This window comes from Bordetella genomosp. 9, assembly GCF_002119725.1.
In the GTDB taxonomy this organism is placed as follows: Bacteria; Pseudomonadota; Gammaproteobacteria; order Burkholderiales; family Burkholderiaceae_B; genus Bordetella_C.
This window is the reverse complement of sequence record NZ_CP021109.1, coordinates 3,593,366-3,617,496: the sequence shown is the minus strand read 5'-3', so window position 1 is coordinate 3,617,496 and position 24,131 is coordinate 3,593,366. Positions and strand designations below refer to the sequence as shown.

At 66.0% G+C, this 24,131-nt stretch carries 23 protein-coding genes and 3 tRNA genes; 7 read left to right on the top strand and 19 right to left on the bottom strand.

What is annotated here, in order from left to right:
* Positions 1-20 precede the first annotated feature (20 nt).
* From CAL13_RS16630 to CAL13_RS16610, 5 genes are all read right to left on the bottom strand, one after another.
* Complete coding sequence (locus CAL13_RS16630; protein ID WP_086058369.1) at positions 21-761, bottom strand: arginyltransferase; 741 nt, start codon at positions 759-761, stop codon at positions 21-23.
* Between the two features lie 51 nt (positions 762-812).
* Positions 813-1,562 (bottom strand): leucyl/phenylalanyl-tRNA--protein transferase, encoded by a 750-nt coding sequence (gene aat, locus CAL13_RS16625; protein ID WP_086058368.1) that lies wholly within the window; start codon positions 1,560-1,562, stop codon positions 813-815.
* A complete protein-coding gene (locus tag CAL13_RS16620) occupies positions 1,559-2,134 on the bottom strand; it encodes an NUDIX hydrolase (protein ID WP_086058367.1) in 576 nt (191 codons plus the stop codon). Before CAL13_RS16620 ends, aat begins: the two co-directional genes overlap by 4 nt.
* 51 nt (positions 2,135-2,185) lie before the next feature.
* Entirely contained in the window at positions 2,186-2,794 is a 609-nt protein-coding gene (locus CAL13_RS16615; RefSeq protein ID WP_086072985.1) for a DUF2946 family protein, read from the bottom strand.
* Positions 2,795-2,899: 105 nt separating this feature from the next.
* Complete coding sequence (locus CAL13_RS16610) at positions 2,900-3,838, bottom strand: aldose 1-epimerase (protein ID WP_086072984.1); 939 nt, start codon at positions 3,836-3,838, stop codon at positions 2,900-2,902.
* Between the two features lie 102 nt (positions 3,839-3,940).
* On the opposite strand from CAL13_RS16610, the gene CAL13_RS16605 reads away from it, so the two are divergent.
* Positions 3,941-4,339, top strand: a complete 399-nt coding sequence (locus tag CAL13_RS16605; RefSeq protein WP_157664504.1) for a hypothetical protein — start codon at positions 3,941-3,943, stop codon at positions 4,337-4,339.
* Positions 4,340-4,640: 301 nt separating this feature from the next.
* Here CAL13_RS16605 and CAL13_RS16600 read toward each other — a convergent pair.
* From CAL13_RS16600 to CAL13_RS16590, 3 genes are all read right to left on the bottom strand, one after another.
* Positions 4,641-4,714, bottom strand: a tRNA-Cys gene (locus CAL13_RS16600).
* A 127-nt stretch (positions 4,715-4,841) separates the two neighbouring features.
* Entirely contained in the window at positions 4,842-5,930 is a 1,089-nt protein-coding gene (locus CAL13_RS16595) for a calcium:proton antiporter (protein WP_198297807.1), read from the bottom strand.
* 293 nt (positions 5,931-6,223) lie between these two features.
* A tRNA-Gly gene (locus CAL13_RS16590) sits at positions 6,224-6,299 on the bottom strand.
* A gap of 94 nt (positions 6,300-6,393) precedes the next feature.
* Here CAL13_RS16590 and CAL13_RS16585 point away from each other — a divergent pair.
* Positions 6,394-7,461, top strand: a complete 1,068-nt coding sequence (locus CAL13_RS16585; RefSeq protein ID WP_086072983.1) for a DUF481 domain-containing protein — start codon at positions 6,394-6,396, stop codon at positions 7,459-7,461.
* Between the two features lie 6 nt (positions 7,462-7,467).
* Here CAL13_RS16585 and urtE read toward each other — a convergent pair whose 3' ends face one another.
* The 5 genes from urtE to urtA form a co-directional block, all read right to left on the bottom strand.
* A complete protein-coding gene (gene urtE / locus CAL13_RS16580; protein ID WP_086058361.1) occupies positions 7,468-8,166 on the bottom strand; it encodes an urea ABC transporter ATP-binding subunit UrtE in 699 nt (232 codons plus the stop codon).
* A gap of 214 nt (positions 8,167-8,380) precedes the next feature.
* Positions 8,381-9,253, bottom strand: a complete 873-nt coding sequence (gene urtD, locus CAL13_RS16575) for an urea ABC transporter ATP-binding protein UrtD (protein WP_086058360.1) — start codon at positions 9,251-9,253, stop codon at positions 8,381-8,383.
* On the bottom strand, positions 9,253-10,344 hold the full coding sequence (gene urtC, locus CAL13_RS16570) for an urea ABC transporter permease subunit UrtC (RefSeq protein ID WP_420042460.1): 1,092 nt from the start codon (positions 10,342-10,344) through the stop codon (positions 9,253-9,255). The genes urtD and urtC overlap by 1 nt, the downstream gene beginning before the upstream one ends.
* Before the next feature lie 29 nt (positions 10,345-10,373).
* Entirely contained in the window at positions 10,374-11,999 is a 1,626-nt protein-coding gene (gene urtB / locus CAL13_RS16565; RefSeq protein WP_086058358.1) for an urea ABC transporter permease subunit UrtB, read from the bottom strand.
* Between the two features lie 17 nt (positions 12,000-12,016).
* Entirely contained in the window at positions 12,017-13,270 is a 1,254-nt protein-coding gene (urtA, locus tag CAL13_RS16560; protein ID WP_157664503.1) for an urea ABC transporter substrate-binding protein, read from the bottom strand.
* A 312-nt stretch (positions 13,271-13,582) separates the two neighbouring features.
* Here urtA and CAL13_RS16550 point away from each other — a divergent pair, with 312 nt between their 5' ends.
* Positions 13,583-13,843: a hypothetical protein gene (locus CAL13_RS16550; protein WP_086058357.1), complete on the top strand. Its 261-nt coding sequence runs from the start codon at positions 13,583-13,585 to the stop codon at positions 13,841-13,843.
* 307 nt (positions 13,844-14,150) lie between these two features.
* Positions 14,151-15,986, top strand: a complete 1,836-nt coding sequence (locus CAL13_RS16545) for an ABC transporter ATP-binding protein (protein WP_086073696.1) — start codon at positions 14,151-14,153, stop codon at positions 15,984-15,986.
* 108 nt (positions 15,987-16,094) lie between these two features.
* Here the strand turns inward: CAL13_RS16545 and CAL13_RS16540 are convergent, their stop codons facing one another.
* Complete coding sequence (locus CAL13_RS16540; RefSeq protein WP_086072980.1) at positions 16,095-17,084, bottom strand: GlxA family transcriptional regulator; 990 nt, start codon at positions 17,082-17,084, stop codon at positions 16,095-16,097.
* A gap of 150 nt (positions 17,085-17,234) precedes the next feature.
* Between CAL13_RS16540 and CAL13_RS16535 the strand changes: the two genes are divergently transcribed.
* Positions 17,235-17,828 (top strand): cysteine hydrolase family protein, encoded by a 594-nt coding sequence (locus CAL13_RS16535; RefSeq protein ID WP_086072979.1) that lies wholly within the window; start codon positions 17,235-17,237, stop codon positions 17,826-17,828.
* Between the two features lie 279 nt (positions 17,829-18,107).
* Here CAL13_RS16535 and CAL13_RS16530 read toward each other — a convergent pair.
* Positions 18,108-18,183, bottom strand: a tRNA-Gly gene (locus tag CAL13_RS16530).
* Between the two features lie 84 nt (positions 18,184-18,267).
* Here CAL13_RS16530 and murB point away from each other — a divergent pair.
* Positions 18,268-19,323, top strand: a complete 1,056-nt coding sequence (murB, locus tag CAL13_RS16525; RefSeq protein WP_086072978.1) for a UDP-N-acetylmuramate dehydrogenase — start codon at positions 18,268-18,270, stop codon at positions 19,321-19,323.
* Between the two features lie 127 nt (positions 19,324-19,450).
* Here murB and dapB read toward each other — a convergent pair whose 3' ends face one another.
* Together dapB and CAL13_RS16515 are read right to left on the bottom strand one after the other, a co-directional pair.
* Entirely contained in the window at positions 19,451-20,242 is a 792-nt protein-coding gene (gene dapB / locus CAL13_RS16520; protein WP_086072977.1) for a 4-hydroxy-tetrahydrodipicolinate reductase, read from the bottom strand.
* 15 nt (positions 20,243-20,257) lie between these two features.
* The gene (locus tag CAL13_RS16515; protein WP_232467846.1) at positions 20,258-20,887 is read right to left on the bottom strand and encodes an outer membrane protein assembly factor BamE; all 630 of its coding nucleotides are present in this window, start codon (positions 20,885-20,887) and stop codon (positions 20,258-20,260) included.
* A 157-nt stretch (positions 20,888-21,044) separates the two neighbouring features.
* Between CAL13_RS16515 and fur the strand changes: the two genes are divergently transcribed.
* A complete protein-coding gene (gene fur, locus CAL13_RS16510; RefSeq protein ID WP_086058351.1) occupies positions 21,045-21,464 on the top strand; it encodes a ferric iron uptake transcriptional regulator in 420 nt (139 codons plus the stop codon).
* Positions 21,465-21,536: 72 nt separating this feature from the next.
* On the opposite strand, the gene recN is transcribed toward fur, so the two are convergent.
* Together recN and CAL13_RS16500 are read right to left on the bottom strand one after the other, a co-directional pair.
* Positions 21,537-23,180 carry a DNA repair protein RecN gene (gene recN, locus CAL13_RS16505; RefSeq protein WP_086072975.1) on the bottom strand — a complete coding sequence of 548 codons (1,644 nt, stop codon included), beginning with the start codon at positions 23,178-23,180 and terminating at the stop codon, positions 21,537-21,539.
* 7 nt (positions 23,181-23,187) lie between these two features.
* Positions 23,188-24,087, bottom strand: a complete 900-nt coding sequence (locus CAL13_RS16500; protein ID WP_086058349.1) for an NAD kinase — start codon at positions 24,085-24,087, stop codon at positions 23,188-23,190.
* Positions 24,088-24,131 lie beyond the last annotated feature (44 nt).

The window sequence follows — 24,131 nt, the reverse complement described above, 5'->3', positions numbered from 1 at the left end:
GGCATGGCGCCGGTCGAGGATTAGCGCGGCGCCGGGTCCGGCGGCGGGCTCTGCCACACGCCGTCGATGAGCAGCTGCGCCGGCTGGAAGCCGGCCTTGTACGCCATCTTGCGGCTGGCGGCGATCCAGTACCCCAGGTACAGCCACGGCAGGCCCAGGGAGCGGCATTGCTCGATCTGCCACAGGATGCTGTAGGTGCCCAGGCTGCCCGCCATGTCGGGATCGTAGAACGTGTAGACCGAAGACAGCCCGCCATCCAGCACGTCGATGATGGACACCATGGCCAGCACGTCTTCCGGCGTACGGAATTCGACCAGGCGCGTATTGACGCGGCTGGTCAGCAGGAACTGCGCGTACTGGGTACGGCTGTCGTCGTCCATGCCGCCGCCGGGGTGGCGGCCTTGCTGATAGCGGGTGTACAGCTCGTAGTGCTCGGGCGACCACGCCAGCTCCGCCACCAGCGCGCGCAGATCGCCATGCCGTTTCCATGCGCGCCGTTGGCTGCGGTTGGGCGTGAAGCGCGCCGTATCCACGCGCACCGGAATGCAGGCCTGGCAACCGTCGCAATGCGGCCGATAGGTGAACAGCCCGCTGCGGCGAAAGCCCTGTTCCACCAGCTGGGAATAGGTGCCCGCATGGATCAGGTGCCCTGGCGCCGCAACCTGGGAACGCGCCTGCCGCCCGGGAAGATAGCTACAGGGATAGGGCGCCGTGGCATAGAACTGCAGGGTGGAAAAGGGAAGTTCTTTGAGCTGGCTCATGCGCGCCCGCTGGCGGGGTGAAGCCCGAAAGCGGTAAGGACATGATAACGCCTAAGCCGGGGCAAGGGCGTGCAGGGCACCCTGCGTGTCGAGCCGGCCGGGCCGCCACGGCGGGCCTGGCCGCGTCACCAGTTCGGCCACGCGCGCAACGAATTGGGCGCGCGGCACCGGGCGCGCGCCCAGGCTGGCCAGGTGCCGGGTCTGTTGCTGACAATCGATCCATGGCACGCCGTGATTCGACAGGAAGCGGACCAGGTGCGCGAGCGCGATCTTCGATCCGTCCGTCACGCGCGTGAACATGGATTCGCCGTAGAACATGGCGCCCAGGCTGACGCCGTACAGGCCCGCGCTCAGCCGGCCGTCGACCCATGTCTCGACACTGTGCGCGACGCCCGCGCGATGCCAGGCGGCATAGACGTCGCGCATCTCGTCCGTGATCCAGGTGCCCGGCCGCCCATCGCGCGGCGCGGCGCACGCCCGCAACACCTGCTCGAACGCCGTGTCCACGCGGACTTCGACGCGCGGATGCGGCGTCGCTTCCTGGCGGGCCAGCTGGCGCAGGCGCTTCGCAAGCGAATGGGAAACGGCGAAGTCCTCGCAGGCCAGCACCATCCGGGGGTCGGGCGACCACCACAGCACCGGCTCGCCTTCGGCATACCAGGGGAATATGCCGCGGCTATAGGCCTCTGTCAGGCGCGCCACCGATAGGTCCGCCCCGGCTGCCAGCAGGCCGTCGGGGTCGCTCAGGGCGCACTCGACGGGGGGGAGCGGCGTATCGGGGTCGACCCAGGGGAGTTTCAATGTGACTCGAGGGAATAGCGATGCGCGCCGAAAACGCCCCGGCGGCGGTCTTCAACGAAGTGGCGCAGCGTGGTGGCCACCGTGCGGAAGGATAGATCGTCCCAGGGAATATCCGATTCGTCGTAATAGCGGGCGTCCAGGCTTTCCGGGCCGGGATCGAGTTCGGGACCAAGCGCCTGGGCGAGGTAGTAGATGTGGACTTGATCCACCTGCGGCACATCGATGACCGTGAAAAGGTCCCCCAGCTGAATGCGCGCGCCGGATTCCTCCAGGGTTTCCCGTGCCGCGCCCTGCGCGGTGGTCTCGCCCAGCTCCATGAAGCCGGCAGGCAAGGTCCACGTGTCGTAGCGCGGTTCGATGGCGCGGCGGCACAGCAGGATGCGTCCTTCCCAGACCGGCACGGTGCCGACCACCACGCGCGGGTTCTGGTAATGGATGGCGCCGCAGTGATCGCAGATGTCGCGCTCGCGGTTGTCGCCATCCGGGACGCGCCGGCTGATGGGCGACCCGCATTGGCTGCAGAAGCGTGCCCGGCGCGGGGCGGGGAAATAGGAGGAAGGCTTGGCGGTCATGATCCCGATTCTACCGGCTTGCCCTGGCCGCAGGGTGACGCGCCCCGCGCGTCAGGGGCCTTCCGGGACGTCGGCCGCGGGGTTCGCGATGAAGCCAAGTCCGGTTTCCAGCTCGGCCGCCAGCACCCGGCGCAGCAACACGACGTCGTGCGCTGCCGGGTGGCGGACCCGCAGCGCCGCCCCCGGCTGCAGGGCCGCGGCGGCGGCCAGCGCATCGCCGCCATCTTCCAGGCGCATCGCCTCGAACAACGCCGCCACGTCCCTGCCTTCCACCATTCCGGGGCCCGCGTCGGTGCTCGCGTACAGCTGATCCGCCTGGTCGAGCCACCACGCGGACACCTCGTTCACGGACAGGCCGGTATGCGTATGCAGGCTCACCCCGTCCGCCCCGGTGCGCAGAATGAACGGCGCCGCATCCAGGCGGACAAAGACCCGTTGCGGTCCGTTTTGGAAGAACCAGCGCCCCTGCTCATCCCGGTCGTAGTTTCGGCCGATGAAAGCGAGAATGCCGGGGTTGGTGATGGGATCGCCCGCGCCGCCCTGGCGTGCGTCGCCTTTGGGATGCAGGCGCCAGCGGCCGGCACGGTCCAGCGACAGCCATCCGGCCACGGCGGGGACGTTGGGCCAGCGGGCGATGGCCTGCAGGACGGAAGCGTCCATGTCGAACCTCCTTGAATCGAAGCGGGGCGCGCGGTCGTCGGTGCGAGGCGGGTTGCGCCGGGACCCTTGCCGCCGCGCGCCGCAAGCGGCGGCGCCGGCGCGGTCTCACCAGGGTGCAGCGTCCGCCAGCGTAGTGGGCTGCAGGAACATCGTAGCGTGCAGTGTCCGGTCCGGCGCCAGTACGGCAGTGCCTGTTTCAGGGTCCACGCCGGGGACCGGCTTTCCGCCCTGGGCGGAATAACGGTTGAAGGCGTCCGTCATATGCGACACCGGCTCCACGGCCAGGTGCGGTTTGCCCGGCGGCGTGAAAATCACCAGATGACTCAGCGTGGCGTCGGCGGTCATCGTGACGGCGGCGTCCCGTTCCGGCCAGGCGATGCGCGCGCGTCCCCGGAAATCCCGGAAGACGTTGTCGTAATCGGTATGGAGGACCGCCATGCCCGTATGCAGTGCGGATGGCGGCGGAGCCCGGCGGACCGGCAGATTGGCCGGGTCATTCACCCACATGTCGCCCACATCGGCCCATACGCGGGTTTCCGGCGTGCGCGGGAAATAGGGGTGCCAGCCTACGCCCATCGGCTGCGGGGCCGCGCCCGTATTGCGTACCGTCAGCGTCACTTGCAGGCCGGCGCCGGTCAGTTCGAAGGTCTGTTCGGCCGCGAAGGGAAACGGCCAGGCAGGCGTCTCCGCCTCCGGCGTGTAGTCCTGGAACAGGACCGCGCGCCGGTCGTCGTGCGATGCGACGCGCCAGGGCCGCTGCCACGTCAGTCCGTGCATGGGCAGGGCCGCGTAATCGACGGTGCGGGGAATTGGATAGACCTTGCCATGGAAGGCCATGCGGCCGTTGGCGATCCGGTTGGAAAACGGGACGAGCGGGTAGCAGGCTGTCAGCCGCGCCGTTTCGGGTACGCCGTCGGTGGGACGCAGAATGGCAACGTCCCGCCAGCGATAGTTCAGGATGGTCCCACCCAGGGCGGGACTGATTTCCACGCACTGGTCGGCGTGCTCCAGGCGCAGCAGCTTCGAAGGGGTCGATTGGTCCATGCGCGCATTATAGGAACGGGATTTGCGCGCGTTCGGGGATGTGCCAGCGCGCGCCGGGATGTCGTGCGAAGGGCGTTGGCGACGTCATCCTGGGAGAAACGAATGAGAAGAGCGAAAAGACATATTCCGCTTTCGGTCGTGCTTGGTATCGCGCTGGCTGCGGCCCTGACCCTGGCCCCGTGGGCGGTCTCCGGTGTGCAGGCCGCGGATCAGCGGTCATCGTCGGGCGGTTCGCGGCCGGTCATGCCCGGCAATCAACCCGCAGGGACCGGCCTGACTCAGCAGACGCCCGGCTCCGCGCCGGGGCAACAGCCACAGCAACCGGGCAAGTCTTCGCCGGGGATGGACCAGCCCGGCACGGCGGCCCCCTCCAGCGGGCCGTCGTCCATGCCGGCGCAGGGAACGGTGCAGGGCAGCAAAGGCGCGCCGGCCTCGCAAGGCGATCCAGCGGGCGGCACCGCGGGCAGCCGGGGCCAGAAGGACACTCGCCGCGGGCATTGACGGGAGGCTCATGCGTCAGACGCGCCATCGATGGCTTCCCTCGGGAAGCCGCGGGGCACGCCGCGTCGCTGGCGGTTTCCGGGAGGAAGCCGTCTTTGGATGCACAAACGGCTCCCGCAGGGAGCCGTTTTCAGAACCAACGGCTCCCTGCAGGAAGCCGTTTTTAGAACCAGCGGCTCCCTGCAGGAGCCGTTTTCAGAACCAGCGGCTCCCTGCGGGAGCCGTTTTTAGAACCCAACGGCTCCCTGCGGGAGCCGTTTTCAGAACCAGCGGCTCCCTATGGGAGCCGCTTTCAAAGATATGGAGGCGCAAGCCGGAATCGAACCGACGTACACGGATTTGCAATCCGCTGCATAACCACTCTGCCATTGCGCCAGTAGCCTGGATTCCCCGGATGTCCTTACCGGGAAGCCCGGCATTCTAACATCATTGCCTGATGCCTGCAGGGCAGCCCAGGCAGGCTGCCGACAGAGCGCGCGGGGCCGGCGCGCCGCAATGATCGCTACGGCAAAAAAGTCATGAACAGAAAGGTCCCGAAGATCACAAGGTGGACAAAGCCGTAAAGGATATTTGTCCGCCCGCTGCCAAGGGTAAGGATGCTGACGATCAGCGTCAGCGCCAGCAACACGGTTTCGCCGGCATCCAGCCCCAGCACAAGGGGTTTGTGCAGCACCAGGCTCACCACGGTCACCGCCGGAAAGGTAAGCCCGATGGTGGCCAGGGACGAACCCAGGGCCAGGTTCAGCGCCTTCTGCAATTCATCGCGCCTGGCTGCCTGATAGGCCGAAATGGCTTCGGGCAACAGCACCAGGATCGCCACCACCAGGCCTGTGGTCGCTGGCGGCGCGTCCGCGGCCAGACGCACATATTCGACGACGTTGGCGAACTTCTTGGACAGCAGGACAACCCCGACCAGCGCCAGCATCAGCAGGCCGATGCTTAGCGCGACGGTCCTTGCTGCGGGACGCTGCGGCACGTCGGCTGCGTTGCCGGATTCGGTCACGAAGTACTCCGTGTGCCGGACTGTCTGGATATAGAGGAAAGCGCCGTACAGCAGGATCGTCATGACGGCGACGAAGGCCAGCTGTGTGTCCGAGTACGAAGGGCCCTTGATCTCCTGAGTGTAGTTGGGCAGCACCAGGGTGAGCGTGGCAAGCACGATAAGCACGGCCAGATAGGCCGACGCCCCCGTGCTTCCGTGCTGCTGTTCGTGATATCGAAGGCTGCCGGCCAGGATGCAGGCGCCCGCCAGGCCGGTGCACACGATCATGACGACCGCGAAAACCGTATCGCGCGCCAGCTCGGGGCTTCCGCCTTGGTCTGAAATCATGATGGACGCGATAAGGGCGACCTCGATGATCGTGACGGCCGCCGTCAGGACCAGCGTGCCGAAGGGCTCTCCGGTGGCATGGGCGATGACCTCTGCATGGTGCACGGCCGCGAAGATGGCCCCGAACAGCACGATCACCAGCACGCAGGCAACCGCGATACTGAGCGGGCTGGGCACAAAGGGCATTGCGAATCCGGCAGCCGACGCAACAAGGAAGAACGGCAATGCCACTGCTGGAAAAATCCAGGCCGATTTCGGCATGGCGACGGCATGGGCGTGTGAATCCATATTCCTTCCTTGATGGTCCTTGCGGCCGCAAGGGCCAGCGGGGGAGGGGGCGCCACGGTGTGCCGGACCGATGGATGCGAGCGGCGTTGCATCGGGCTGTGCCGCTATCCTGCTATCGCCTGCGGCGGCGCGCAAGGCCGCGAGCGGGCGGCGGGACAAATGCCGGAATCACCCGGGACCAAATGCCGGAACCAAATGCCGGAACCAAATGCCGGAACCAAATGCGACAGGGCCCCACGGAAAACCGTGGGGCCCTGTTCAGAAACTGGAGCGGGAAACGAGTCTCGAACTCGCGACCTCAACCTTGGCAAGGTTGCGCTCTACCAACTGAGCTATTCCCGCAGCGAAGTTCGCCATTATACACAAATCCGCGGGCGTGTGAGCACGGCGCTTGCTCAGCCATGTATCCGCTGCTGTCCAATCCGTGGAGCCCAATATGTCCATGCCGAGCCAGTCGCGCGCCGCTCCCATTTTTGGCGCGCTTGCGTTTCTGTTTTCCGTTTTCTGCCTGACCGTGCTGGCGGCGCCGGTGTGCGCCGGGACAGTATGGATGGACAACGGGGACCGCATTACCGGCTCCATTCTTTCGTTGGATAACGGCATCCTGCTGCTGAAAACGGAATATGGCGGCGATATGCGCCTGCAGTTCGAGCACGTCAAGACCCTGCAAAGCGATGGCGACCTTATCATCCGCGACCAATCGCTGGTGCATGATTACTACGCCAAGCTGGTGCGCGGAGACGAAGGCGAGGTCGTGCTGGAAGGGGTCCAGCGCAGTCCGGCCGGTCAGGCAGAGGTCCGGACGCAAATGGCGCTGTCCAGCCTGAACAGCATGGCCCGGCCGAAGCGGCTATGGGGCGAGACGGCCGTCAATGGCCGGCTCGACGTGTCGGCAATGCAAAAGACCGCATCTGTGGACAGCCAGGACCTGGGCCTGGACTTCCAGCTGGATACGCGGCGCGGCGTGTGGCGCAACAGTCTGAGCGCCGCCTACCATCGCAGCAAGGATGGCGATGACGTGGGCACCGATAATTTCGGCGGCCAGTACGTGCTGGATCGCTTCATGACGGAAAAGGCTTTCTGGCAGGCGCGGGCGCGCTACAGGCGGGACCTGGTCGAGGAGGTCAGCCGGCAGGTGGCGTACGGGACGGGGCCGGGTTATCAGTTCTGGGACGACGAGCTGGGCGCGTTCGCCTTGTCCGGCCTGTTGGGCCGCGTCGAATACGGTTATGACGATGGCGACAGCGAGGGCGCCTACGCGGGCGCGGTGCGCTGGAACTACACGCGCTACCTGCACGGAAAGCAGATCCAGCTGTACACCGACGGGGAACTCATTCGCGCGATCGGTGGGGCGGGCTGGGGCGTGAGCGGCCAGGTCGGCTTGCGCTACAACCTCAACAGCTGGCTATCGTTCTACATCAAGTATGCCCGCGACCAGATCAGTGGCGGCCGGGCAAGCACCAATGAATCGACTTACCAGACCGGGCTGGGTCTGAGCTGGTGAGCCGGCTCATACCGAAAGATGCCGGCGCACGTCCTCGCCGCCCATCTGCGCCTTCGTGCCGCGCGCGACGATCTCGCCACGCGACATCACCACAAAGCGGTCGGCCAGTTCATGAGCGAAATCGAAATACTGTTCGCACAACAGGATGGCCATATCGCCCCGCGCGCGCAACATGCGGATGACGCGCCCGATGTCCTTGATGATCGAAGGCTGGATGCCTTCAGTGGGCTCGTCGAAGATGATCAGCCTGGGCTCGGCCACCAGCGCGCGCGCGATCGCCAGTTGCTGCTGCTGTCCGCCGGACAAATCCCCTCCGCGCCGCGATAGCATCGTCTTGAGCACAGGAAAGAGCTCGAACACTTCTTCCTTGATGCGCCGCGCCCTGGCAGCGGGAAAGGACGCCATCCCCATGACGATGTTTTCTTCCACCGTCAGCCGCGCGAAGATGTCGCGTCCCTGCGGCACATAAGCCATCCCCATGGCCGCCCGACGGTGCGGCGCCAGCCGCGAAACGTCCTGGCCTTCGAACATCACCCTGCCGCTGGCAAGCGGCAGCACCCCCATCAGGCACTTGAGCAGCGTGGTCTTGCCCACCCCGTTACGCCCCAGCAGCGCCAGGCATTCCCCACGCTCGACATCCAGGGAAACCCCGCGCAAGGTATGACTGCCGCCGTAGTATTGATTGATGGCCTGCACGTCCAACATATCTCTTCTCCATGGCGCCAACGCCACCCGCATACAAAACAGCGCATCCATAAGGCGGCCGCCCCAGGCCGACACCGCACCCAAGCAAGACGCCCCCCATACGAAGCCGCCGCCCCCCGACCGGGGACGCCGAGGATCGGGCTCCGCCGGTCCTCCAGCGTCGCCCCCCTGGGGGGGAAGCGCGCCAGCGCTTCGGGGGGGACCACAGCCACCCCTACCTCCCCAGATAAACTTCCACCACCCTCGGGTCCGCCTGCACCTCGGCCATCGTTCCTTCCGCCAGCACCGAGCCTTCATGCAGCACGGTGACCTTGCCGCCGTCGGCGATGCGCGTGACGAAATCCATGTCGTGCTCCACCACCATCAGCGAATGCCGCCCGCGCAATTCGTTCAGCAGTTCGCCGGTGCGCTCGGTTTCGGCGTCCGTCATACCGGCGACGGGCTCGTCCAGCAACAGAAGCTGCGGTTCCTGCATCAGCAGCATGCCGATCTCCAGCCATTGCTTCTGCCCGTGCGAGAGCAGGCCTGCGGGCCGCCAGGCCTGGGCGGAAAGCCGGATCAGGGCCAGCGTTTCGGCGATCTTGTCGGCCTGTGCGCTATCCAGCCGCGCAAACAGCGTGGGCCGCACCCGCTTGTCGGCTTTCATCGCCAACTCCAGGTTTTCGAACACCGTGTGGTTTTCGAACACGGTGGGCCGCTGGAACTTGCGCCCGATGCCCGCATGGGCAATCTGCGCTTCGTTCAGCGTCGTCAGGTCGATGTTCTGGCCGAAGTAGGCCGTTCCCGAAGTAGGGCGGGTCTTGCCGGTGATCACGTCCATCATGGTGGTCTTGCCGGCGCCATTGGGCCCGATGATGCACCGCAGCTCGCCCACGCTGATGTCCAGCGTCAGATCGTTCAAGGCCTTGAAGCCGTCGAAGCTGACGGTGATGCCGTCCAGGTACAGGATGGCGCCATGCGTGGTGTCCACACCCCGCGGCTTGATGCGTCCGTAGGCCGGGCTGCCGCCATTGAAGCCCTCGTTGCCGGCGCCGTCGCCGCCGGGATGGCCGTTTGCGCCGGCGGAGGGCGCGTGCGCCGTGTCCATCATGCTTGCTTCTCCTCGCGCGCCGTGAAGCGGCGCACCAGTCCGACGATGCCCTGCGGAAGGAACAGCGTGACGAGCACGAAGATCAGGCCCAGGGCGTACAGCCAGAACTCCGGAAATACGCTGGTGAACCACGTTTTCAATCCGTTCACCACGCCCGCGCCAAGGATGGGGCCGATCAGCGTGCCGCGTCCCCCCGTAGCGACCCAGATCACCATTTCGATGGAGTTTTCGGTGGACATTTCGCCGGGGTTGATGATGCCAACCTGCGGCACGTACAGCGCACCGGCGATCCCGCACATGACGGCCGACAGGGTCCAGACGAACAGCTTGAATCCCAGGGGCTCGTAGCCGATGAAGCGCAAGCGGCTTTCGGAATCGCGGACGGCCGTCAGTACCCGGCCCAGCTTGGATCGCGTCACCATGCGCGCCAGCACCAGCGATCCGGCGAGAAAGGCCAGCGTCGCCCAGTACAAGGCCGCGCGCGTGCCCGGCGCCGTGATGTCGAACCCCAGGATGCGCTTGAAATCCGTAAAGCCATTGTTGCCGCCGAAGCCCGTGTCGTTGCGGAAGAACAGCAACATGGCGGCGAACGTCAGGGCCTGCGTGATGATGGAGAAGTACACGCCCTTGATACGCGACCGGAACGCGAAATAGCCGAAGACGAAGGCCAGCGCCCCGGGCACCAGCACCACCAGCAGCATGGCGAACCAGAAGTGTTCGGTGAACGACCAGTACCAGGGATAGCTCTTCCAGTTCAGGAACACCATGAAGTCCGGCAGGTCGCTCTTGTACACGCCGTCGTGGCCGATGGCGCGCATCAGGTACATGCCGTGCGCGTAGCCGCCCAGGGCGAAGAACAGGCCGTGTCCCAGCGACAGTATCCCGGCATAGCCCCAGACCAGGTCCAGCGCCAGCGCCGCCAGGGCATAACACATGAACTTGCCGAGCAATGCGACGGCGTAGGAGGACACGTGCAGGCTGCTTTCCGGAGGAAAGAGCAGATTCAGCAGCGGCGGCACCGCCAGCACCGCCGCGGCTACAGCCAGCCCGGCCCAGGCGCGGGCGGAGTACAGGCGCGGCCGCGCCATTGCGGCCGGGTCCATGGAAGCAGACATCTTCATTCGACGCTCCGGCCGCGCGGGGCGAACAGGCCCTGCGGGCGCTTTTGCACGAACAGCACGATCAACACCAGGATGGCGATCTTCGCCAGCACGGCGCCGGCATAGGGTTCCAAAAGTTTGTTCAGACCGCCCAGGCCGAGGGCGGCGATGACCGTGCCCGCCAGTTGGCCCACCCCGCCCAGCACGACGACCATGAAGGAGTCGACGATGTAGCCGCGTCCCAGATCTGGACCCACATTGCCCAATTGCGACAGCGCCACGCCAGCCAGGCCGGCGATGCCGGAACCCAGGCCGAACGCCAGCATGTCGATGCGGCCCGTCGGGACGCCGACGCAGTCGGCCATGCGCCGGTTCTGCGTGATGGCGCGTACGAACAATCCCAAACGCGTGTGATTCAGCAGCAGCCACACGAAAAAGAGCACCGCCAGGGAAAACGCGATGATGACCAGCCGGTTGTAGGTCAGCACCAGGCCGCCCATGACGGTGATGCCGCCGGTCATCCAGCCCGGGTTGCTGACCTCGACGTTCTGCGCGCCGAACAGCGAGCGCACCAGTTGCATCAGGATCAGGCTGATGCCCCAGGTCGCCAGCAGGGTTTCGAGCGGCCGTCCGTACAGCCACCGGATGACCGTGCGTTCCAGCGCCATGCCGACCAGCGCCGCCAGTACGAATGCGACGGGCAGGGCGGCAATCACGTACCAGTCCAGCCAGGCCGGCGCCCAGGCGCGGAATGCGGATTGCACGAGGAACGTGGCGTACGCCCCGATCATCAGCAATTCGCCGTGCGCCATGTTGATCACGCCCATCAGGCCGAAGGTAATGGCCAGCCCCAGCGCCGCCAGCAGCAAGACACTGCCCAGGCTGATGCCGTAGAAGAGATTGCCCGCCCACTCGATGGCGGTCTGATGCCGTTCGATGGCGCGCAGCGCGGCTTGCGCGGCTTCCCGTACGCCCGCGTCCGGTTCCGCCTGCCGGCCTTGCGCATCGGGCGCGGTCATTGCCGTCAGCACGGGGATGAACGCGCTGTTTTCGCTGCGGCCCAGGATTTCCACCGCATGGCGCCGGACGACGGGGTCCGGGCTTTTCAATTCCAGGTTCGCCTGGGCAATCTCCAGCGCGGCGCGGACCCTCGCGTCTTTCTCCCTGGCGAGCGCCTGCGTGATCGCGGGCAGCATGCTTTCCTGCGAGGTCTGCTGCAGGCGCTGCGCCGCTGCCAGGCGAAGGGCGGGATCCGCGGCATGCAGGCGGGATTCCGCCACCGCCGCGTCGATGGCGCGGCGCAGGCGATTGTTGATCGTCACAGGACTCGCGTCCGGCGGCATGGCCAGCCTTGCGCCGGTCGCCGGGTCCAGCGCCCCGTCGCGGGTGTCCACCAGTACGCGGCCGTCGGACGTGGCATAGAGACGTTCTTCCGCCAGCGCCGCCAGAACGTCGGCGGCAAGCGGGTCGGATGACTGACCCAGTTCGCCGATCGCCTGCAGCCTGGCGCCGGTGTCGTCGCCCCCCAGGGGCCTCAGCAGCGTGGCGTCCAGGCCGGCGGCGAGCGCCCCGGCCATGGGCGCGGCCAGCAGCCACGCGATCAGAAGTCGGCGCAAATATGTTGCGATTGGCGCGATGCGCATGGCTGCTCCGTCCGGCCTTACAGGTCCTGCTTGCCTTCGTTGCCGGGGATGTACGGGCTCCAAGGTTGCGCGCGGATGGGTCCCTTGCTTTTCCACACCACATTGAACTGGCCGTCGGCGCGGATTTCGCCGATGTAGACGGGCTTGTGCAGATGGTGATTGGTCTTGTCCATTTCGACCGTGTAGCCATCCGGCGCATTGAACTTCTGTCCGCCCATGGCCGTGATCACCTTATCGACGTTCGTCGACTTGGCCTGTTCCACCGCCTGCTTCCACATATGGATGCCGATATAGGTGGCTTCCATCGGGTCATTGGTGACGACCGTATCCGCGTTGGGCAGGTTCTTCGCCTTGGCGTAGGCTTTCCACTTCTTGATGAACTCGGCGTTGACCGGATTCTTGATGGACTCGAAGTAGTTCCAGGCGGCCAGATGCCCGACCAGCGGCTTGGTGTCCACGCCGCGCAGTTCTTCTTCTCCCACCGAGAACGCCACCACCGGCACGTCCGTGGCCTTCAGGCCGGCGTTGCCGAGTTCCTTGTAGAACGGCACGTTCGAATCGCCGTTGATCGTCGAAATCACGGCGGTCTTGCCGCCCGTGGCGAACTTTTTGATGTTCGCGACGATGGTCTGGTAGTCCGAATGTCCGAAAGGCGTGTAGACCTCCTGGATGTCGTCGTCCTTGACGCCCTTGGAGTGCAGGAACGCACGCAGGATCTTGTTGGTGGTGCGCGGGTACACGTAGTCGGTGCCGAGCAGGACGAAGCGCTTCGCGCCGCCGCCGTCTTCGCTCATCAGGTATTCCACCGCCGGGATGGCCTGCTGGTTGGGCGCCGCGCCGGTGTAGAACACATTGCGCTCCAGCTCTTCGCCTTCGTACTGCACCGGATAAAACAACAGGCCGTTCAGTTCCTTGAAGACCGGCAGGACGGACTTGCGCGACACCGACGTCCAGCATCCGAATACCACCGCCACCTTGTCCTGCGACAGCAATTGGCGCGCCTTTTCCGCGAACAGCGGCCAGTTGGATGCCGGGTCGACGACGACCGGTTCCAGTTTCTTGCCCATGACGCCGCCCGACGCATTGATCTCGTCGATCGTCATCAGCGCAACGTCCTTCAGCGACGTTTCGGAAATCGCCATCGTGCCGGACAAGGAATGCAGGATGCCGACCTTGATGGTGTCCTCGGCCGCAAAGGCGGTGGGCAGCGCGCCCGTCATCGCCAGAACGCTGGCCGCGGTCAGTTGTTTGAGTACGAGTCTGCGGTTCATGGTTATCGGAATCCTTAACGGTGAGCCGGCGATGGCCGGCAAGGAGTGCACGGCGATGCGTTGCGCGGGCACCGTTCGTCCATTTGAGAGATGGCACACGCGCATCAAAGTCAAAAGCAAAACCTATGCCATATTGCTGCGGGACATGGAGGCCGGGCGCGCATACGCTCGTCCGGTTGGCGGCCCCGGGGCCGTCGCCGTGAACGGCTCTGCGGCATGAGCGCTTGGTCCACGGGGCCGGCGCAGGCGGCGGGCAAGCCGCGGGAGCGGAGGCACCATCGCAAGGCAAGGGGGGTTGGCAGGCGCACCTGGATGGTGCGCAAAGGCCTGTTGCTGGTGCGCGCAATCCTCGAATGCGGGAAGCAGGCCAGCGGCCGGGGCGCGGCCGCGCCCGGCGTGGTGCAAGGCCGCGCCACCATTGACGCGATCGCCGACGGCCCCCATAATCCGACCGTTCCGCCGTGGCCGCATCCGGGCTGCGGCGCTCATCCCCTTCACACCTCAGGGAGGCGCATGATGAAGACCACCATGTTCGACATCGCCGTCCCGCGCGTGTCTGCCCGACGGCATTAAGTCGTCCCTCGCGCGGTCCCGTCGCCGGTCTGTTGCCCGGCGACCGGGCCGCCACGCCCCTTCATCGCCCGTCTTCGCTTCCATTTTCCTGCGAGGCTGGCGCGGCGTTTTCCGCACACGATCGCGCGTCCCCGCGTAACGCCAAGACGTTACCCGCGGCCGGCTTCCGGCATGACGCCGGACGGGCCGCCGCATAGCGGCCGCGCATACCTCCGTTCGCAGTCCGCGCCGGGCAGGCCGGGCGCGGCTGTTCGCGGTTTCTCCGGATTTGAAGGACCGGCGCTTTCCCATGGCGCCGACGCACAACATGACTACGACTCCATCCCCTGACGTACGGCGCGGCCGCACGTTTATCGATGTTCTGAAGTTTGCCTCCCGCTATTGGGGGCAGCAGCCCGGACGCACCCTGGCGCTGATTTGCCTGATCCTCTTTTCCGCCCTGGCGGATGCCCTGACGCCGCTGTTCGCCGGCAGACTGATGGACGCCGTCGCGGAGGACTTCTCCGGCGCCCAGGACAACCGGGAGCCGGCGCTCTTTGCGTTCGCCCTGCTGCTGGCCTTCGGCATCGGCGGGGTGTTGTTGCGCCAGGCGGCCTACCATCTGATCATTCCGTTCACGCTCACCATGATGCGGGGCATGGTCACCCAGACCTTCCAACACGTGCAGCGTCTGTCAGCCGAATGGCACGCCAGCAGCTTCGCGGGATCCACCGTACGCAAGATCACGCGCGGCATGTGGGCCGCCGATGCGCTGAACGACACGCTGTTCCTGGCGCTGCTGCCTTCCTTTGCCGTGCTCGTGGGCGCCACCGGCCTGCTTGCTCTTTATTGGCCCGTCATGGGCTTGATCGTCGGCCTGGGTTCCGTTGCGTACCTGACCATCACGGTGTGGCTCACCCTGCGCTACGTGGCGCCCGCAGCGGCCTTGAGCAACACCTGGGATACGCGCATGGGAGGTGTGCTGGCCGATGCGATCGGCTGCAATCCCGTCGTCAAGGCCTTTGGCGCCGAGGAGCGCGAGGAAACGCACCTGCGGCGAGTCGTTGACAAATGGCAGCACCGGACGCGCCGCACGTGGGTCCGGTCCACCGTCAACCTGGGCGCGCAGGGCACGTTGCTGACGATCCTGCAGATGGCGATGATAGGCGCCTCCCTGTACCTGTGGCTGCGCCAGCAAGCCACTGTGGGCGACGTCACCTTTGCCATGACGATGTTCTTCGTGCTGCAGGGCTATCTGCGCGATGTTGGCATGGAGCTGCACGACTTGCAGCGCGCCGTGAACGACATGGAGGAGCTGGTGATGCTGAACGGCCAGCCGCTGGGTGTCAGCGATCGCCCGGGGGCCGCCGCACTGCGCGTCACCGCTGGGGCAATCCGCTTCGACAGCGTCACTTTCCGCTATGGCTCGCACGAGACGCCGCTGTTTCGCAATTTCGATGTCCGCATCGCCGCCGGCGAGAGGGTGGGCCTGGTCGGGCATTCCGGTTCCGGCAAGACCACCTTCATCAAGCTGATCCAGCGGCTGTACGACTTGGACGCGGGCCGTATCACGATCGACGGGCAGGACATCGCCAAGGTCACGCAGGCGTCGCTGCGCCAGCAGATCGCGCTGGTGCAGCAGGAACCCTTGCTGTTTCACCGCACGCTTGCGGAGAACATCGCATACGCCAGGCCGGGCGCCAGCCGCTCGGACATCGAACGCGCCGCCAGGCTGGCGAGCGCGCACGAGTTCATCATGCGGCTGCCGAAGGGGTACGACACGCCCGTAGGCGAACGTGGCGTCAAGCTGAGCGGGGGAGAGCGCCAGCGCGTGGCGATCGCCCGCGCCTTCCTGGCCGATGCGCCGATCCTGATCCTGGACGAAGCCACGTCCAGCCTGGACAGCGAAAGCGAGGCGTTGATCCAGGAAGCCATGGGCCGGCTCATGGAAGGCCGCACCACGCTGGTCGTTGCGCACAGGCTATCGACCGTGCGTGCGCTGGACAGGCTGCTGGTGATGGACCGGGGCCGCGTCGTCGAAGAAGGCAGCCACGACGAACTGGTGCGGATCGAAGGAGGGCGCTACCGTGCCCTGCTTGCACGCCAGTCATTCGGTTCACCCGATGAATCGGGCGAGCGCGAGCCGGCGCTGGATGAGCGCTGAAACCCGGTCTGATGGGACTGTCCGGCAAGGCCGCAGCAAATCACTGCGGCCTTGGCGTCGGTGCGGGCTCAGAAGCATCCCGGCCCATTGCAATGCGCCGCCGGCCGGTCAGCACACTGTCCTGAACCGGCTGCGGTACTCGGCCGGCGTGGTGTCCAGCCTGCGGCGGAACGCCCGGTTCAGCGTGTCGGTGGTCTGAAAGCCAGAGGCCGCGGCAATGCGGTCGAGCGGATCATCGGTGGTCTCCAGCCGGTTGCGCGCCATCTCCACGCGTACCGATTCGATGTAGGCGGCCGGCGTCATGTTGAGCTCGGTCTTGAAGATGCGGGTCAGTTGCCGGTCGCTGACATGCACCTGCTCGGCGAGCTCCGCAATGCTGATGGGCTCGCCGATGCGATGCAAGATGTAGTGGCGTAGCGCGTCGATGCGCCGCGTTTTGGAGGCTGGCTCCAGCGAGGCGCTGAACTGGCTTTGTCCGCTCGGGCGCTTGAGGAACATGACGAGCTGCCGAGCCACGCGCAGCGCCAGCCGCTCGCCGAAGTCATCGGCGACCAGGGCCAGCGCCAGGTCCAGGCAGGCAGTCAGGCCCGCGCCGGTCCAGACGTTGCGGTCGCGGATGAAGATCGGGTCGGCATCCACCTTGACCGCCGGGTGCTCCTGGGCAAGCTGCTGCGCGGTGGACCAGTGCGTGGTGGCGCGCCGGCCGTCCAGCAAGCCCGCAGCGGCCAGCACGTGCGCGCCCACGCAGACGGAGGCTATGCGCCGGGTGCGGCCCGCGAGCGTCTTCACCGATGCCACTACCGAAGGCGCCGCGACGGCGCGCACGCGGCGCTGCGCATCGACCTCGACCGCGCCGGGCACCACCAGGGTGTCGATCCTGCGGCGGGCCAGATCGGCGAACGTCGCGTCGGGCAGCACGCGCACACCGGCCGAGGTCGTGACCGGTGCAAGCGTCTGGGACGCCAAAACGACCTCATAACCCGTCGGCTCATCCATCTCGCGCTGAAGCAGCGAGAACACCTCGGCCGGACCTGTCACGTCCAGCAGATCGACGTGGTCGAACAACACGATGACGATGAGGCGTTTGACGTTTGTCATGCTGGAAGGTCCCCTGGGGGTGTCCACTGCCCCGATGTCGGAATCTGCATGTTAGACGACATTGCCGACATTCCGCGGCACTCCTAGCATGGCGATGCCGCCATTCCCGATGGCCGCAATCCTTCATTTCCCATACTCAGGAAGTTCAGCATGAATCCCTCGACCACCTTGCGCCAGCTCAATGGGCTGGACGCCACACCCGCTGCGCTCGCCCAGTCCACCTTGATCCTCGTGGACTACCAGAACACCTACACTCGCGGCGTTATGGAACTGGCCGGGTGGCAGCCGGCCCTGACTTCGGCATCTGAACTGCTGACCCGGGCGCGCGCCGCCGGGACCAAGGTCATCCACGTCGTCCACGACGGTGGAAAGGGTTCGCCCTACGACCTCACCGCCGAGATCGGTCAGATTCATCCCGCCGTCGCGCCGCTGGCCGACGAGCCGGTCATCGTCAAGACGGCACCGAATGCGTTCGTCGGCACTGATTTGGGCGATCGCGTGGACGCAGCTGGCAACAAGCAGGTCATCGTCATCGGGTTCATGACACACATGTGTGTGACCTTCACCGCCGAAGGCGCATTTCTGCGCGGCAATCAGCCGACAGTGGTGGCCGATGCCTGCGCGACGCGGTCTATCCGAACCGACGTCGTCAATGTCGAAGCCACGTCGCTGCACGAAGGGGCATTGGCGACGATCGCGGATCTTTACGCAGTGGTGGTGCGCTCAGGGAGATCAATTCGATAAGGGAACGCGCGGAGGCGGCGACTCGTGAGCGACGTACGATGAGGACGTACCCCGGTCACTGTTGCACAGGACGTGCGATTAAGCCTCTTCGCGCACTGCCGCGTTGTCCATCCACCAGCGAACGCGCCGCACCTTTTCTGGGATGGGCCACGGGGCAGCGATTTCGCGCACATTGTCGCGCTGGTCTCGGCGATCGCTGGAACGAAAAAAGGAGCCTAAGCTCCTTTTTTCAACGGACGACTTACAGACGTCAGTGAAGGTCTGTAGATCTTGAATTATTGGAGCGGGAAACGAGTCTCGAACTCGCGACCTCAACCTTGGCAAGGTTGCGCTCTACCAACTGAGCTATTCCCGCATTGTGCTGGGCTGCAAAACTACCGCAGCACCGCGTTCGCGTAAAATCAGCGAAGACCAAAACTATATCAGGTAGCCAAACGTAATGTCAAATGCATCGGCGCCCCGGACCGATACGGACTCGCTCACGCCGATGGCGGCGGATCTTACGCCTTTCAATACCTTCGGGCTGGCCTCGTCCGCCCGAGCCTATGTGCGGATCACGTCCCTTGCGCAGTTGCCGGTCTTGTCATCCCTCGCCAGGCGCCATTCGCGTGTGTTCATCCTGGGCGGCGGCAGCAATGTCGTGCTGCCGCACGAAGTGGAAGGTCTCGTCGTCCACATGGCCATCCCCGGCATTCGCCTCGTGGAAGCGCGCGCGGATGCGTGGATCGTCGAAGCGGGCGGCGGCGAGAACTGGCATGGCTTCGTGGGCCGCTGCCTGGCCAATGGCTGGGACGGGCTGGAAAACCTGGCTTTGATCCCGGGGACCGTGGGCGCCGCGCCCGTTCAGAACATCGGCGCCTATGGCGTGGAACTGGACCAGCGGCTGATCGGTCTGAGCGCCTGGGACGTGGCCGCCGGCCGGATGGTCGAGATGACCGCAGGCGATTGCCGATTCGCGTATCGCGACAGCCGCTTCAAGCACGACGAGCCCGGACGCTGGCTGATCGTGTCAGTGCGCTTCGCCTTGCCCCGGCCATGGCGCCCCGTCCTGGCGTATCCGGATCTGCGCCGGCATCCCGCTCTGGGCGGCGAGGGCGGACCCCCGCCCTCCGCGCGTGCGATCTTCGATGCCGTATGTGAGATCCGCCGGCAAAAGCTGCCCGATCCCGCAGTGATCGGCAACGCGGGCAGCTTCTTCAAGAATCCCATCGTGACGGCGGAGGCGCACGCCGCGCTGCGAGAACGCTATCCGGCGCTGGTGTCGTACGCGCAGCCGGACGGCCGCTACAAACTGGCGGCAGGGTGGCTGATCGATCAATGCGGGTGGAAAGGACGGAACCGGGGTCCGGCTGGCGTTCACGACCGCCAGGCCCTGGTGCTGGTGAACCGCGGGGGCGCCACGGCCGCCGACATCCTCGCGCTGGCGGACGCCATCCAATCCGACGTGCGGACGCGATTCGGCGTGGAGCTGGAGCGCGAGCCGGTGTTGCCTTGAGCCCCAAACGAGCTGCCGGCCCGGGTCTGCGGACCGGCCCGGGAGCCGGGATTCGGGCGGGTTCGAGAGTCCGCATCCTTGGGGCAGGATGCCCGCCTATGGCCTATAGGCTTGTAGGTTTATAGGCCTACAGCCCCAGAACGTCCTGCATATCGAAAAGACCGTTGGCCTTATCCTGCAGAAAGGCGGCCGCGCGCAGGCTGCCCTGCGCATAGGTGGCCCGGCTGCTGCTGCGATGCGTGATTTCAATGCGCTCGCCGGTGCCGCAGAAGAAGACCGTGTGGTCTCCGACGATGTCGCCCCCTCGCACGACGGAAAACCCGATCGTGCCCGGCTCCCGCACCCCGGTGTCGCCGTGGCGAGTCCACGTGGCGACATCGGGCAGCTTGACGCCCCAGGCCTCGGCGACGGTCTCGCCCATTTTCAAGGCGGTGCCGGAAGGCGCATCCACCTTGTTGCGGTGATGCGCTTCGAATACTTCCACGTCGTAGCCGGAATTCAGAATACGCGCCGCCACGTCAAGCAGCTTGAGCGTGGCGTTCACGCCCACGCTCATGTTCGGCGCGAATACCACCGCAACCTGTTCCGCCGCACGCGCAATGGCGGCGCGTCCGGCGTCGTCGAAGCCTGTGGTGCCGATCACCATCCTGACCTTGTGTTTCACGCACGCGTCCAAATGACGCAGCGTCCCTTCCGGGCGCGTAAAGTCGATCAGGCAGTCGGCGTTCGCAAGGGCGTCGAGGTCGTCCGTGATAAGCACGCCAGTGTCCCTTCCCAGGAACGCGCCGGCGTCCTGGCCGATGTGGTCGCTGCCGGCGCGGTTCAGCGCAACGGCCAGGGTCATACCGGGATGATTCAGGGTGGCTTCGATCAGCATGCGGCCCATTCGGCCGCCTGCGCCGGCGATCGCGATACGCATCGGGCGAGTCCTTGTTTACTGCATGGGTTGTGCGGGGCTGGCCGGGATGGCCCCGGGCGCGCCCGTGGGCGTGGCGCTTGAGGGCGTCCCGGGCGATGCGCCTTGCGCGGGCGCGCCGCCGGCGGGCGCTGCATCGGCCGGGGCACGGTCCGACGGCGCGACGCCGGCCGGCAACCCCGCGCCGCCAGGATTCGCCGCATCCGTTCCCGCCGCCGCGGCGCCTCGCGCCGCGCCGCCGCCGGTAGACGTACCGGGCGCCGCCTTGCCCGGCTCATCGGCGATCTGGAACGGCTGCACGTCGGGCTGCTTGTCGCCTTCCCAGCGCACGAGCTGGTCGTTCTCGAACCAGACCGTGAATTTGCGTTCCTGCGCGGGGCCGTATCCCGGCTTGTAGTAGTAGGGGTAATCCCAGCGGTTGCTATGGAGAACGTCGGTCAGCGTCGGGCTGCCCAGGGCGAAACGCACTTGTTCGCGCGTCATTCCGGGGCGAAGCAGCGCGACCTGCTCGCTGGTGATCCAATTGCCCTGCTGGATAGGCGCTTTATAGGGGAATCCCCATTTGTCGGAGGTGCATCCCGCCAGGGCGGTCGCGATCGCCGCGACGGCGAATACCGCTTTCAGGCGGCGGGAAGTGGTACGTGCAATGGTGGACACCGAGCGGCCCCCGTGAATGGATTCTGGCAAAACCGTTATCATAAAGGTTTATCCCGTCACTCCGCATGGCGCCTGACGGACGGCCCGCGAGTCGCCCGATGCCGGACGAGCGGCCGCTGCATCGGCCATGCGAACCTCCACCCAGACCATGAGCGATCAAAGCGACCTCAAGACCATGGGTTTGAAGGCCACCTTTCCGCGCCTGAAGATCCTGGATATTTTCCGCAAAGCGGAGCAGCGCCACCTTAGCGCCGAAGACGTTTATCGCGCCCTGATCGCCGAGAACGTCGAGATCGGGCTCGCCACCGTCTATCGCGTTCTGACCCAGTTCGAACAGGCGGGCATTCTGGCCCGCAGTCAATTCGATACCGGCAAGGCCGTTTTCGAGCTGAACGATGGCGACCACCACGATCACCTGATCTGCACCAACTGCGGAAAGGTCGTGGAATTCAACGACAACGAAATCGAAAAGCGCCAGCACAAGATCGCGAAGGACAACGGCTTCATGCTGGAAAGCCACGCCATGGTGCTGTACGGCACCTGCGGCGATTGCGCCGAAAAGCGCTGAACGATCCGGGGCCGGCGGCGGGCGCGTCAGCCGCCCGTCCGAGCGGACGGCCTGTCGGCCGGAGCCGCCCAGTCAGGCGCCCAGCATTTCACGGGCATGTTCGCGCGTGGTGGCGGTGATTTTGATTCCACCCAGCATCCGGGCGATTTCCTCCACCCGCGCCTCGTCGTCGAGTTCGACGATGCGCGAATGCGTGGTCCCGGATCTTTCCGCCTTGCTCACCTGATAGTGCGAGCCTGCCCGTGCCGCGACCTGCGGCAGATGGGTAACGCACAGCACCTGGTGCCGCTGCCCGAGTTCGCCCAGCAACCGTCCCACGACTTCGGCCACGGCGCCGCCCACACCGCTATCGACTTCGTCGAAAATCAAGGTCGGAACGCGCGCGGCCCGGCTGGCGATCACCGAAAGCGCCAGCGAAATACGCGACAGCTCGCCGCCGGAAGCCACTTTGGCCAAGGGGCGGGGCGTCGTGCCCGCATGGCCAGCCACCAGAAACTCGATGCTGTCGTCGCCATGCGCCGACGCCGCGGCTTTTTCCACCGCGACTTCGAAGCGGCCGCCCTGCATGGCGAGCGTTTGCATCGCTTCGGTCACGACCTTGCCCAGTTCCTTGGCCGTCTTGCGCCGCGCCGCGGAAAGCTTTGCGGCGGCCTTCTGGTAGTCGGCCTGGGCGCTTTCCGCCTGGGCACGCAAGGCGCCGATATCCGCTGCCGCATTCATATCCGCCAGCTGGGCCTGTAAAGACTCGCGCACTGCCGGCAGCGTCTCGGGCTCCGTCTTGAACTTGCGCGCCAGCTCGAACATGGCGCCCAGTCTTTCTTCCGCCTGCGCCAGCCGGGCGGGATCGAGCTCGACGCGGCTGACGTAGTTGTTCAGGTCGGACACCGCTTCGGCGATCGCGATGCGAGCCGATTCCAGTTCGTCGCAAACGCCTTGCAGGCTGGGATCGTGGCGCTTGAGCTGTTCCAGCACGTGGACGGCCGCCACCACCCGGCTATGCGCGGATTCGTCGTCGCCGTCCAGGGCCTGGATGGTGCGGGAGGCGCCATCGAGCAGGGATTGCGCGTGAGCCAGCCGGGTGTGTTCGGTTTGCAGTGTTTCCCATTCGCCGGGCCGCGGATCCAGCTTGTCCAATTCATCGACCTGCCACTGCAGGCGTTCGCGTTCGGCTTCCAGCGAGGCGCTGTCGCGCTCCGCGCTTTCAAGCTGGCGGGCCAGTTGACGCCAGCGTTTCCACGCCTGCGCCACGGCTTGGCGCAGTTCGCCGTGCCCGCCATGCGCATCCACCAGCTCCCGCTGGGCATCCGGCCGCATCAGGCTCTGGTGCGCGTGTTGGCCGTGGATGTCCACCAGGCTGTCGCCCAGTTCCCGAAGTTGCGCCACGGTCGCGGGGACGCCGTTGATGAACGCCCGGCTGCGGCCCTGCGGATCGACCACGCGGCGAAGCACCAGTTCGTCCTCCGCCTCGATCTCGCGTTCGGCGAGCCAGTCGCGCAAGGCGTCCGGAGTATCGAATACCGCGCTGATGTCGGCGCGCGACGCGCCTTCGCGCAGGACGGCCGCGTCGGCGCGTTCGCCGAGCGTCAGGGCAAGCGCGTCGATCAGAATCGATTTGCCGGCGCCGGTTTCGCCGGAAAACACCGTGAATCCCGGGCCGAAGCGAATGTCGGCCTTCTCCACGATCACGAAATCCCGGATATGAAGCGTGCGCAGCATGGCGGCGTCATTCTCCGGCGTCGGAGGCCTGCGGCATCAGATTCCAATGAAGCTTGCGGCGCAGGGTCGTCAGGAAGCTGTAGCCCTCGGGGTGCAGGAAGCGGATGGTGTGGGGCGCGCGGCGCACCACGATGCGATCGCCGGGTTGCAGGTCGGACCACGTTTGCATATCGAAGTGGCAGGACGCGCCGTGTTCGACGCGGCCCATGCCCGTCAAGGTCATGGTGAGTTCGCCGGTGTCGGGAATGACGATCGGCCGGTTCGAAAGCGTTTGCGGCGCCACCGGCACCAGCACCATCGCCGTCAGGCCCGGGTGCAGGATGGGGCCGTTGGCCGACAGCGCGTAGGCCGTGGAGCCGGTCGGCGTGGCGACGATGAGCCCGTCCGCGCGCTGCGTGTACATGAAGCTGCCGTCCAGCTCGACGCGAACCTCGATCATGCCGCCGCGTCCGGCGCGGTTGAGCACCACGTCGTTCAGCGCGGACGCGGAAAACATCTGCTGGTCCCCGCGCCAGATGCTGCCTTCCAGCAGCATGCGGTCTTCAGCCTTGAAGTTGCCTTCCAGCACGCGGGCCAGGGCGTTCTGGGCGTCGTGCAGCGGAATGTCGGTGATGAATCCCAGGCGGCCGTGGTTCACCCCGATCAGCGGCACGCCGTGCGGCGCCAGGTAGCGCGCGGCCCCCAGCATGGTGCCGTCTCCGCCCATCACCACCGCAAGGCTGGCGCGCTGGCCGATTTCGCTCAGCGAGGCGACGGGGAATTCCGTCAGGCCGGTATTGTGGGAGGTGTCCGTCTCGATCAGCACGCCGCGGCCTTCCCCGGTCAGCATCTGGGCCAAGGCGCGTAGCGGGGCGTCCAGGCCAGTATCCTGGTGCCGACCGATCAGGGCGACGGTGGGAAAAAGCATGCTTGCAACAGGCGTCCGGTAAGAGTTTGAGCTAGGATTAAACG

Excerpts from the sequence above, each read along its gene's own strand:
- CAL13_RS16630 (WP_086058369.1), bottom strand. The coding sequence starts at position 761 with ATGAGCCAGCTCAAAGAACTTCCCTTTTCCACCCTGCAGTTCTATGCC.
- CAL13_RS16620 (WP_086058367.1), bottom strand. The coding sequence starts at position 2,134 with ATGACCGCCAAGCCTTCCTCCTATTTCCCCGCCCCGCGCCGGGCACGC.
- CAL13_RS16615 (WP_086072985.1), bottom strand. The coding sequence starts at position 2,794 with ATGGACGCTTCCGTCCTGCAGGCCATCGCCCGCTGGCCCAACGTCCCC.
- CAL13_RS16610 (WP_086072984.1), bottom strand. The coding sequence starts at position 3,838 with ATGGACCAATCGACCCCTTCGAAGCTGCTGCGCCTGGAGCACGCCGAC.
- CAL13_RS16605 (WP_157664504.1), top strand. The coding sequence starts at position 3,941 with ATGAGAAGAGCGAAAAGACATATTCCGCTTTCGGTCGTGCTTGGTATC.
- CAL13_RS16595 (WP_198297807.1), bottom strand. The coding sequence starts at position 5,930 with ATGCCGAAATCGGCCTGGATTTTTCCAGCAGTGGCATTGCCGTTCTTC.
- CAL13_RS16585 (WP_086072983.1), top strand. The coding sequence starts at position 6,394 with ATGTCCATGCCGAGCCAGTCGCGCGCCGCTCCCATTTTTGGCGCGCTT.
- urtE (WP_086058361.1), bottom strand. The coding sequence starts at position 8,166 with ATGTTGGACGTGCAGGCCATCAATCAATACTACGGCGGCAGTCATACC.
- urtD (WP_086058360.1), bottom strand. The coding sequence starts at position 9,253 with ATGGACACGGCGCACGCGCCCTCCGCCGGCGCAAACGGCCATCCCGGC.
- urtC (WP_420042460.1), bottom strand. The coding sequence starts at position 10,344 with ATGGCGCGGCCGCGCCTGTACTCCGCCCGCGCCTGGGCCGGGCTGGCT.
- urtB (WP_086058358.1), bottom strand. The coding sequence starts at position 11,999 with ATGCGCATCGCGCCAATCGCAACATATTTGCGCCGACTTCTGATCGCG.
- urtA (WP_157664503.1), bottom strand. The coding sequence starts at position 13,270 with ATGAACCGCAGACTCGTACTCAAACAACTGACCGCGGCCAGCGTTCTG.
- CAL13_RS16550 (WP_086058357.1), top strand. The coding sequence starts at position 13,583 with ATGGTGCGCAAAGGCCTGTTGCTGGTGCGCGCAATCCTCGAATGCGGG.
- CAL13_RS16545 (WP_086073696.1), top strand. The coding sequence starts at position 14,151 with ATGACTACGACTCCATCCCCTGACGTACGGCGCGGCCGCACGTTTATC.
- CAL13_RS16540 (WP_086072980.1), bottom strand. The coding sequence starts at position 17,084 with ATGACAAACGTCAAACGCCTCATCGTCATCGTGTTGTTCGACCACGTC.
- CAL13_RS16535 (WP_086072979.1), top strand. The coding sequence starts at position 17,235 with ATGAATCCCTCGACCACCTTGCGCCAGCTCAATGGGCTGGACGCCACA.
- murB (WP_086072978.1), top strand. The coding sequence starts at position 18,268 with ATGTCAAATGCATCGGCGCCCCGGACCGATACGGACTCGCTCACGCCG.
- dapB (WP_086072977.1), bottom strand. The coding sequence starts at position 20,242 with ATGCGTATCGCGATCGCCGGCGCAGGCGGCCGAATGGGCCGCATGCTG.
- fur (WP_086058351.1), top strand. The coding sequence starts at position 21,045 with ATGAGCGATCAAAGCGACCTCAAGACCATGGGTTTGAAGGCCACCTTT.
- recN (WP_086072975.1), bottom strand. The coding sequence starts at position 23,180 with ATGCTGCGCACGCTTCATATCCGGGATTTCGTGATCGTGGAGAAGGCC.
- CAL13_RS16500 (WP_086058349.1), bottom strand. The coding sequence starts at position 24,087 with ATGCTTTTTCCCACCGTCGCCCTGATCGGTCGGCACCAGGATACTGGC.